General features: G+C 42.3%; 9 protein-coding genes and 1 pseudogene. 4 read left to right on the top strand and 6 right to left on the bottom strand.

The window, feature by feature from the left end; all coding sequences use genetic code 11:
- Window positions 1–349 precede the first annotated feature (349 nt).
- On the bottom strand, window positions 350–1792 hold the full coding sequence (locus tag GJS40_RS04360) for a DDE-type integrase/transposase/recombinase (protein WP_270896444.1): 1443 nt from the start codon (window positions 1790–1792) through the stop codon (window positions 350–352).
- Between the two features lie 176 nt (window positions 1793–1968).
- On the opposite strand from GJS40_RS04360, the gene GJS40_RS04355 reads away from it, so the two are divergent.
- On the top strand, window positions 1969–2658 hold the full coding sequence (locus GJS40_RS04355; RefSeq protein WP_270896443.1) for a hypothetical protein: 690 nt from the start codon (window positions 1969–1971) through the stop codon (window positions 2656–2658).
- 13 nt (window positions 2659–2671) lie between these two features.
- Here the strand turns inward: GJS40_RS04355 and GJS40_RS04350 are convergent, their stop codons facing one another.
- From GJS40_RS04350 to GJS40_RS04330, 5 genes are all read right to left on the bottom strand, one after another.
- Window positions 2672–3535 carry a peptidase C69 family protein gene (locus GJS40_RS04350; protein WP_270896442.1) on the bottom strand — a complete coding sequence of 288 codons (864 nt, stop codon included), beginning with the start codon at window positions 3533–3535 and terminating at the stop codon, window positions 2672–2674.
- Complete coding sequence (locus GJS40_RS04345) at window positions 3532–3969, bottom strand: carcinine hydrolase/isopenicillin-N N-acyltransferase family protein (protein WP_270896441.1); 438 nt, start codon at window positions 3967–3969, stop codon at window positions 3532–3534. The genes GJS40_RS04350 and GJS40_RS04345 overlap by 4 nt, the downstream gene beginning before the upstream one ends.
- Window positions 3962–5215 carry an amidohydrolase gene (locus GJS40_RS04340; RefSeq protein ID WP_270896440.1) on the bottom strand — a complete coding sequence of 418 codons (1254 nt, stop codon included), beginning with the start codon at window positions 5213–5215 and terminating at the stop codon, window positions 3962–3964. Before GJS40_RS04340 ends, GJS40_RS04345 begins: the two co-directional genes overlap by 8 nt.
- Before the next feature lie 129 nt (window positions 5216–5344).
- Window positions 5345–6817 carry a methyl-accepting chemotaxis protein gene (locus GJS40_RS04335; protein WP_270896439.1) on the bottom strand — a complete coding sequence of 491 codons (1473 nt, stop codon included), beginning with the start codon at window positions 6815–6817 and terminating at the stop codon, window positions 5345–5347.
- Between the two features lie 138 nt (window positions 6818–6955).
- Window positions 6956–7423: an NAD(P)/FAD-dependent oxidoreductase gene (locus GJS40_RS04330; protein ID WP_270896438.1), complete on the bottom strand. Its 468-nt coding sequence runs from the start codon at window positions 7421–7423 to the stop codon at window positions 6956–6958.
- A 97-nt stretch (window positions 7424–7520) separates the two neighbouring features.
- On the opposite strand from GJS40_RS04330, the gene GJS40_RS04325 reads away from it, so the two are divergent.
- The 3 genes and pseudogenes from GJS40_RS04325 (at window position 7521) to GJS40_RS04315 (ending at window position 10254) form a co-directional block, all read left to right on the top strand.
- The gene (locus GJS40_RS04325) at window positions 7521–7976 is read left to right on the top strand and encodes a helix-turn-helix transcriptional regulator (protein WP_270896437.1); all 456 of its coding nucleotides are present in this window, start codon (window positions 7521–7523) and stop codon (window positions 7974–7976) included.
- Window positions 7977–8411: 435 nt separating this feature from the next.
- A pseudogene (locus GJS40_RS04320) lies at window positions 8412–9542 on the top strand (IS3 family transposase).
- A gap of 124 nt (window positions 9543–9666) precedes the next feature.
- A complete protein-coding gene (locus tag GJS40_RS04315; protein ID WP_270896436.1) occupies window positions 9667–10254 on the top strand; it encodes an SLC5/6 family protein in 588 nt (195 codons plus the stop codon).
- The last annotated feature ends 31 nt before the right edge of the window (window positions 10255–10285 follow it).

The following is a 10285-nucleotide window of genomic DNA, read 5'->3' as shown; positions in this document are numbered from 1 at the left end:
TTCCGCTCCTCATTCTAGAAAGATGCTTTTCAGAAGAAAAATAACCATGATTCTTTCAAAGGGATCGGGAATCTAATCGTTTATGGCCTAAAACCCTGATTTATGTTCGAGGTATGAATAATTCAGGAAAAAAATAAAATTTTAAACTTTAGATAGGCAAAAAACGACCGCCATCGCTCTTGACAAACACGACAATGGTTTGTGTGTGAGGTGTCAAGGGCGAAGGGAACAAAAAGTAGGCATGCCAAATAGCCCTTGACTTTTACCATTTTAAACCATTGTCTAGTTCGGTTTGTCAAGAGTTCGCTTGCGCCGATGGCTAGTTTGTCGGGCTCAGCTAAACAAAAAGCTAGGCTGACTGCTGCTCTTCAGCCAAGAAGCCTTGGGATAATTCAATTAGCTTTGTCCATCTAGCTGGCATGTGAGGCTGTTTCTCAAGCTCAGGAATGACAACAGGTATTTTATTTTCAAGTGATGCATGTGGTCGTAAGAAATTGAAATAAGCCACAAAAAGTGTCACATAAGAAACAGAACCTGTTTGGGATCCAAAGCCAGTAGTCGCCCTGTCATTGCCTTTAAACGTCCGATTCAGCCTTTCAATAATTTGTTTTAGTGGGCGATATTCCTCTGATACAGGATCATCGTTTGTACGACCAATCACCTTATACACATCAAAATCGATGTCACGTTGTGCGAAGTAGTGTTGGGCTAGGATATAAATCGGATTCCCGTCAACGACAAATGTTAGTTCTTCTGGGATTTCCTTAAACTTAGTTAACACATCACCAATCGCTTTAATGGCAGATGGTGTATCTCGTTTAGGTGAAACATGATAAGACAAAATGACTTTTTTAACTGCATCAAAGAAAAAGAATAAATAATTCCATTTACCCTTTACACGAATATATGTCTCATCCCCACAAAACCTGTCGGATAATTCGTATGGGTAATGATCAATAAAGGGTTTGGTTATAAGTGCGACACTATTTGCGTAATTTAAAATGGTTTGATGCGAAATTTTTAATTGGTGTACGTCATACATCAATGCCGCTGTTTTTCGAGCTGACAGACCATAATTAACGTAATACGTCAGAATAAGTCCTAGTGTATGGGGTGACGCATAAATACGTGAAAGATCCACTTCTGGTTTTACAGGTGAATCTTTAACTAACGGGTCAAAATCAAGCTTGAACTCACGAAAAATATATCGTACTTTAAACGCCTGTGGATCTTGTTTAAAGCGTTTCCGTTCTTCTTTTGTCATTTGATTTAACTTTTGAGTGTAATAAGAACAGCTATCATTTTTACACTTGTAAACATAGAAATCTTTACGCTCTTTGATACGTTCTAAAGTTTTGAAACAATGTGGACACTTGAATATAGCTTCTTTCAAAAATCTATTCTTTTTACTAAATAGACACTCACACACTTTACACAAATATTGTCCTTTACCTCCATTGTTAGCGTAAAGATAGTCAGATGGGGCAGAACATTTCGGGCAAATAAGATTCGCTGGAACTTTTACCACACTATTTTTTCGCCGAATAACTGGCTTTAAAGGTTTGCCATGCTTGTTCTGATAATCATCTAAAAGCATTTTGTAATCTAGCTTTTCTAAAGTTTCAATGATAGGCATTTGATCGACTTCTAACTTTCGGTAAGGTTTGTTCACTGGTTCATCGTATAGACCACGAGCTACCGATTTACCAAGGATAATTCCTATCAAAGCAAAAATAATTTTCTCTTGATACTTGATTATTTTCAATAAATAGGCTATAAATTGAGGGTACAACTTGCCACTTCCTTTTTTAGGGATTTTTGAGTGTGTGGTAACCTCATTAATACCTAAATTTAAGGGGGTGGCAAGTTTTTTTATCTTAAATAGCATTAAATCAATAAAAATGTAAGTTTTTACTTAGAAACTTTTGACAATACGCAGAAACGTTCGGAGGTGGGGAGATGATGCAGTTGGCTTTGTGGCCGTTCGTGTTCATATTGCTCATCCTATGTTTTCTTTTGTGGCAGCGGCATTTTCATAAAGTCGTCCAACCGAAGCAAGCGTTCACCTTTATTGTTTCTTACATCGGGCTGCTCGCTGTTTGTGCAATCATCGTCCTCCTTCTCCAGCCGGGCCATAATGTAAACGAAGAACCGAGGGCAAAACCGGTAAACGTCTTGGACATGCCCTCCGGAACATACACGTTGCGGCAGCTTGAACTGTATGTAAAAAAAGAGTGGGAAATGACGCTAAAAGGAGATGCGGTCAAGTTGATGGTGAAACATAACGACCGGTTCAACCCGACACTCATTCCCGTCATCGTCATGGAAGATGAAGCGGCTGCCGGCACCGTCCACGTCAAACATTACGAAACGCCGAGCGTCATCGCGGGCGTCGACGTATCCGGGCATATCAAACTGCCTGATGTAATCGTCGAAGAAGGTGAAATAGTCGTCGATTTTTCGCGTGTTCACCGATCATATGATTTTCGCATTGTGGACCACGTTTTTGCATGGAAACAATTTACAGAGGATGGACTGAACGGTGAATATTATGACATCCATATTGGCGATACGGTCATCGGCCTCAAGGTGCCAAAAGGTACGGCAATCGCTTCCGATATCCGCCATTTTCACATCGTGAAACTTGATGGGTCATAACGTTTCGTTTTCATCAATTTGACAAGAAAAAGTCGCGGTGTTTTTGAAAAAGTTTACGGTTCTGTTTGTTCCAAAACCGTTTAAAATAAAAGTTGCCGACATGGATCGTCCCCGCTTCGGCTGCAAGCAGACGATCGTACGTTTCGACGAACTCGTTTTCCTTTTCCCATGCAGCTTGTAAATCGCCTTTTTCATACAAGACGAAAATTTCCTTTTGCAATTGTTTGCGCTCCTCGTCGTACTTTGCCAACATTTCCGGCGTCGTCTGCATCAATCTCCGGTGAAGCCGTTCCCTTATCAACCAGTAATGGAGCGCCTGTTCGTCCCCTTCTTCCCAAATGTACGAAAGCGGCGCCTCAAACAATGGGAACGGTTTGAACGTGCTGATGCATGGCGTGGAACTTCCGGTGGCAAATCCTATAAGCGGCTCGCCTTTTTTTAATGTTATGCAATAGCTTCCTGTCGTATGGTCGCCGTAAAAGAATCCGGCGTGCATGCAGACGCTCTTTACGGAAAAATGATGCAGTGGAGGCAACTGATGTTCTTCTTCATGTGAACGCAAGATATCGATCATCACCTCAAGTGTCATTTTGCCTTCATGACGTTTCATTAACGCATGCGCATACGCATATCGTTCACTCGATCCACTGAATTTCGTATATAAAAAATCGCTGTAACTTTTGGCGAAATGAAATGGCCCGCCCGGTTTATGCCAACCGCGTTCGGCCGCGTAAGCAACGACATCCGGATGCGCCAAATCATAATCTTCTCCGATCGTCAGACGGTTCGAAATGGCGGCGAACGTTTCGACGCGTTTCGCTACCCACATGCGGTCCGCCGTTTCGAGGATCCATGCCGATTCGTAATCGGCAATCAAAAATGAATTGTGGTACGTAAACGGTTTTTCGTAGCTTGTCCGTACCTTTCAATCAAATCGGTGATGCAGTGCACCGCTTCTTCCGCCGTTTGGCAACGTTCGAGCGCCAAACGGACGAGATCCATCCCGAGCAGGCCGGTCTTGTTCACTTTTTCTTTCGTAAAGACGGCCTCGTTGCCGATCGTAAGACCATATTCATTCGTCCCCATTTCTCCGCCCCAAATCCAAGACGGTTTATATAGAAAGAGGGCATACGTTTCGTCCACTTGTTCAACCGTGATGTACGTGCACGTCACATTGCTCTTGGGCGGATGTTTTTTTCTCGGGATGTGGGTCAACAAAAGTGGTTCGTTCGGTTGGCGGTCGCTGTTTTTCGCAAACAGGACCGAACCGTCATTGGTGGCGTTGCCGAGCGCAACAAATGTATCACACATCGCTTTTCCCCCTTCGCTCCATCTCACCTTGAAAATGGAAATGTTTCAAATAGTCGATTGCGTATTGCACCGTCACGGCGACGCCCAACTTCAACACATCTTCATCGACGTCGAAATGGACGTTGTGGTGATCGGCCACGGTCCCTTTTTCTTTGTTGTAAATGCCGAGAAAGGCGAACACGCCAGGGAAATGTTGTTGATAGATGGCGAAAGGTTCGGAAGCCATCCATGCCGGATGCTCGGCCAACGTTTCACTGCCGATCGCCTTTATTACCGCTTTTTCCGCGATGTTCGCGCATGTTTCGTCGTTGTAAACGATGCCGTGGTTTGCTTTCGGTTCGATGTTGTATGCAAACGAGCAATCGAGTGCACGGCACGTTTCCGTCAACATTCTTCTGAAATGCCTTTGAATTTCTTTTCCTTGTTCCACATGCAAATAGCGGAACGTTCCGGAAAACCGCAATGTTTCTGGAATGACGTTGGCGGCTTTCCCGGCATGGACCGATCCGATGGAAAACGTCGCCGGTTTTAAAGGGTCCAAATATTTCAAGCGCATTTGCGACAAACGGGCATGTAAGTCGACGAAGCAATCGATCGGCGAGCTGGCGAGGTCCGGCCGTGAACCATGGCCGCTTTTTCCGTTGAGCGTGATGTCAAAAGGCATGACGGCCGCCATCCGCGGCCCGGCTTCTACGGAAATTTTCCCCGAAGGCAGATCATTTTTCACATGGATGCCCCAAATGCCATCCGCGCCGATTTTTTTCAATTGTTCAAGCAATTGGTGGATGCCGCCGCCGATTTCCTCACCTTGCTCGAAGACGAGTAAAACCGTCCCAAAAAGCGACTCTTTATGTTGCCGCAAAATGTCCGCCGCTCCCAAAAGCATCGCGGTATGGGCGTCGTGGCCGTACGTATGGGCGACGCCGTCGATTTTCGAGACGACGTTTTTTCGTTGCGACAAATTGACGTCCGCTTCTTGCATCGGCAACGCGTCCAAGTCAGCCCGTAAAATGAGCGTCCTCCCCGGCTTTTCCCCTTCGATTTTTCCGATGATGCCGCCGTCCGGAACGATTGTAAAAGGGATGTCCATCCGTTTTAATTCTTCCGTCACGAATTGGATCGTTTTTTCTTCTTGCATGCTCAATTCCGGGTATTGATGCAAGTGTCTTCTGACTTGAATGACGTAATGTTCAACCGTAGAACTTAACTTGAGCGCATCGATCCTAGACCCCTCCTTCTCGTACACGTTCGTTACGTAAATTGTATCATGAACGGTGTGATTTTTACGGTGATAAAAAAATCGTTAGAACATCATATGAGCGAATGCAAAAAACGATTCGCATCATGCCATGTTCTAACGATTTAAGGCTATTTGTTAACGTTGAATTTCCGTCGCGATTTGTTCGATGTTTTCCATCGCTTGCCCAATCTGTTCGTTGTCGCGTTTCAAACTTTCCACCGAAGCGCTCATCTCTTTCAAACCGGCTGTCGTTTCTTCGATGATGGCAGACAATTCCGACGTGCGGTTATGGATGATGGAGGCGCTTTGGTCGACGTCGTTGGCAAATTGTTGGAACACGTCGAACGTATCTTTCAATTCGTCCATGTAAGCCGTGATATTTTTGAACGTTTCCGTCACTTTTTCGGTATCCGCCAATTGGTCGTTCACATGGTTCAAACTTTCTTTCATTTCCATAAGCGCCATGTTGCTCGCTTCATTCACTTGGTTCAAGTTGGCGGTGATTTTGTCGGCGATTTCGTTCGTCGTTTCCGAAAGTTTGCGGATTTCATCGGCGACGACCGCAAAACCTTTTCCCGCTTCACCGGCTCGCGCCGCTTCAATCGAAGCGTTCAATGCTAGCAAATTCGTCTGTTCGTTTATATCGACGATATGGCGCAAAAACTGGCTCATTTCGTCAATTTTATTGTTCAAATGTTTGAACGTATCGCTTAAATGTTCGATATTCGCCGTCATTTTTTTCATGTTGCCGGCAAGTTCGATCGAACGTTCGTTTCCTTCAAGCGTTGCGGCATGCGACTGCGCGAAATTTTCCTTTAATTTATTCAATTCGTTCAACATTGTTTTCATCTGTTCAACGTTCAAATTGGCTTGTTCGGATATGTCGGTGATGCGGTTTGCTTGTTCCGAACTGCCCGTGGCGATTTCGTTGATGGTAGTGGCCAGTTCGTTTTGCGCGTGCAAGTTGTTTTGCAATCGTTCGTTGACCGTAATGATTTCTTCGTTCAATTCGTCGATATGGCGGGCGAGTCTGGCCCGTTCTTTTTCTTTCATGCGCGCTTCTTCATCACTTTTAGCAATGAAGGATTTTAGCTGGTTGAATTGTTCCTTGTGCAGGCGGATGACGATGATGGATACGATGCCCGCCAATACATAAGCGACAATGATCGACAAAAACCCCGCTTCGATCGTCGCTTTGTCGGATGCGATCGGAAAAAGCCGCGTCAAAATCAGTCCGACGATTCCTAACGAGTATCCCAAGACAAAAACCGACGTAATGAAATGACCTGTCGACAAAAAGAGCAAGAAAAACATGATGCCGATCGTTTGCAGGCCGCCTTTGAACAAATAGATGTAGATGTACATCGTGGCAAAGCCGACAAAAAGCATATAATAAGGGAACCAATAATATTTTTTCACCACATGTTGCAAACCGAAGTATCCGATGATGATGAGTGACAAACTTGCTCCGTACAGCAGCACCCGTTTCATTTCACCATTGACGAAAGCGACAGCCATCGCGCCGACGACGGCAATGGCAAATGCAACGAACATGATCACGTTTTTTCGCTGCACATCTTTAAGAGCAAGTGTATCAGCGTTCGACATGTCGTGTATTCTCCTTCCAAATAGATGATGAAATAAATGAACATTCATTCAATCGACGTGTAAAAAATAAGCCTCGTACGAGGTTTTTGAATAAGCTCATTATAATTCGCAAAAACAAATTTGTAAAATTTTTCACTATTACCTTAATTTTTCTTTCTTCCCTTTTTTGTCTTCATAACGCAAATAATTGCGTATAGCCGATACGGTCATATAGCGGAGCGGTTCAGGCGGCAACGGGATTTCCCTGCGATTGATGATGAAAAACTCCGTTCGCTTCGAACGTTCCTCCAAGATCAACTCGGCGAGCGTCAAACCGTTGTAGTTGGTGAACGACACGCCATGTCCCATGCAGCCGATGCTGTACCAAATATCGTCATTGATCCGGCCGATCGACGGGATCAAATCGAGCGTTGCGGATATCGGTCCGCCCCAATGGTGGGTGAACTTGATTCCTTTAAGCTGCGGGAAAATGTCAAGGAAGTCTTCGATTAATAGCGCTTTCATTCGTTCGTTTCGGTTTTCATGAAGCGGGCTGTCGTAATAATAGAGCGCTTCACTGCCGCCAAGCAAAATGCGGTTATCATGGGTCAGACGGTAATAATGCAAAAAGTTGCGCGCATCATATTTGATTATTGTTGATTAATAGTGTAATCGATAAAATTAGAATTGTCAAAAAAGTATAAATTTAGGTTTTGCAGGATATTTGTTAAAACCATTTACTAAAACAGAATTTTTTCAAATAACTGATCGTATTTATATTCAAAGTCTTTCTAGAGAGTCTAAAGCTCTTCTCCAAAAAGAAAGTAAAATAAATGAACACCCTGATTTGGCAAATCCGATAGAAACGGCTTTACAATATATTCAAACCCACTATCAGGAACCGATTACGTTAAATGAAGTTGCGCAGACAGTATATTTAAGCACTTCTCATTTCAGTCGAATGTTTAAGGAGAAAATGGGTGTTACTTTCGTAGACTATTTAATGACTTATCGAATAGATAAATCAAAATCACTTTTAAAGATGACGACATTACCTATTGAAGTTATTGCAAATCAAGTCGGATTTACTAGCAGTGCGTATTTTTCAACTGTATTTAAAAAGAAAGAAAGATGTACTCCTTCAGAATATAGAACGTTGTTTGTTCCGTTGACAAAATGAACCTAAAGTTAGGCTCATTTTTTTATGGTGCGCCCGGCATGGGCGTCATCTATAGGGTGAGAGTCCCGAGCCACGAAGGCAGAAGTAGAGGTTAGCTTAACGCAAGGGTGTCCGTGGTGACGCGGAATCTGAAGGAAGCGGGCGGCAAACTTCCGGTCCGAGGAACACAAACTTCATATAAGGGTAGGTATCATTGGATGAGTTTGCCAAACAAAACAAAGTCCTTTCTGTCAAAGGTGATATCGAGTAGATGAAGCGGATAGATGGAAGGAAAGATGGCATCCTTATCCGGGGAGGTCTGATGGATACGTGAAGTACCCTTCACAACCTACTTCATGAGGAGTAGCTGAACCATCTGGATAGGTTACACTTAGTTGGACAGATTCATTAAGGTCATATAAACTTGATTCAACGTATGTCGGAGGAGAATCAATGATGACTAAAAGAAAAAGAAGAATGTTTACAAAAGAATTCAAAGAACAAATTGTCGGGCTTCATGCATCTGGTAAGCCTAGAGGTGAGATAATTAAAGAATACGATCTAACACCATCTGCTTTTGATAAATGGGTTCGCCAACATAAAGCCACTGGTTCATTTGAAGAAAAGGACAATCGAACACCCGAACAAGAGGAGTTACTTAAACTCAGAAAAGAAAACCATAGGCTTGCGATGGAAAATGATATTTTAAAGCAAGCCGCGCTGATAATGTCTTGATGCGTAGATGTGATTCGAAATAACGCTCACAAATACTCGGTATCAGCAATGTGCGACGTCCTGCAAATTCCAAGAAGTACGTATTATTATGAAGCGAAGGAACGTGATAACCAGGAAAAAGAACTCACGAAATTAGTTGTTGAAATATTTAAAAACAGTCGCAATATTTATGGTCAAAGAAAAATAAAAGTAGAGTTGCAAAAACTTGGTTGGCAAGTTTCACGCCGCCGCATTGGTCGAATTATGAAAGAACAAGGGCTTGTATCTAAGTATACAGTGGCTCAGTTTAAACCCACAAAATTAAAAGTAAATGAATCTGAAATTGGTAATGTACTGAATCGAGAATTCAATCAGGATAAGGAATTAAAGGTAGTTGTAAGTGATTTAACGTATGTCCGTGTTGGTCATAAATGGCACTATATCTGTGTTTTAGTAGACTTATATAATCGTGAAATGATTGGCTACAGTTCTGGTCCACAAAAAACTGCAGCTTTAGTTCAGCGCGCCTTTGCATCGGTTCCATACAATCTAAATCAGCTTGAATTATTTCATACCGACAGAGGTAGTGAATTTAAAAATCAGCTTATCGACGACGCGCTCGAAGCATTTGGCATTAAGAGATCCTTGAGTGAAAAAGGAACCCCTTATGACAATGCCGTTGCTGAAGCAATGTTTAAAACCATTAAAACAGAATTCGTTAACGGTGCCGTTTTTCCTTGCCAAGAAGCACTTGATCTTGCACTTTTTGATTACGTAAATTGGTTTAATAATATTCGAATACACGGTTCATTAAACTATCGCACACCCGCCGAATATAAACGCGAACAAAAAGCTAAATCATCTGTAATCTGAAGTCTTTTTATAACCTGCATGTATTGTGATGTTCTTGGTTTTTAGAACGTCACAATACATGCAGGGCAGCAAGCGAAGCGCGGTAGCTAAAAGATGTAAAAAAATAATAGGAATATGGAATTAAGTGCACAGGAAAATTTGTAAATCTGGAACTAAAAATTTAAATATGACATTCATTGAATCAATGAATTTCCTTAAAAAATATGTACAGTTTAGTGTTGACATTCCAGGTAGAGGTGCTGCATGGGGAGACACTTTCATGGGGATATTCTTTGGCACAACACTATTTGTTATTACACTTATATTTATCCTAAAAGCTGGAGGGTTCCATGCATTTGTAAACTTGCAGTCAACAGCACCTGAAATATTAGTGAATAAAGGAAACTTTCCAGGAATAATAGAGACAGCATTAGGTTTAATGTTTGGATTTTGGATCATGCCACATATGTGGCAAAAATTTTATTCAGCAAATTCACCGATGACTTTAGCAAAAACATCAATATTTACACCTTTCTGGAATTCTTGGTTAATGGCTTTAGGAGCATTATTTATAGGAATGGTTGCACATACACCTGGACTTGTACCTGGATTAACGGTTGAGAATAGTGACACAATTATTCCTTTATTTTTCTCAACAAATGCACCACTTTTTGGAGCAGTTGTTGTAGCAGCAGTTGTTGCTTATAAGCCCCTTAATGAACTTGGACAGTAAGAGTAAATTTTAATATACTGATTCATGTATT

Source organism: Aliibacillus thermotolerans (assembly GCF_027853235.1).
Taxonomy (GTDB): domain Bacteria; phylum Bacillota; class Bacilli; order Bacillales; family Marinococcaceae; genus Aliibacillus; species Aliibacillus thermotolerans.
This window is presented reverse-complemented; position numbering and strand designations above follow the sequence as displayed.

What these genes read in the sequence shown, in the direction of transcription:
- GJS40_RS04345 (WP_270896441.1), bottom strand. Translation starts at nt 3,969, where the DNA reads ATGTGTGATACATTTGTTGCGCTCGGCAACGCCACCAATGACGGTTCG.
- GJS40_RS04335 (WP_270896439.1), bottom strand. Translation starts at nt 6,817, where the DNA reads ATGTCGAACGCTGATACACTTGCTCTTAAAGATGTGCAGCGAAAAAAC.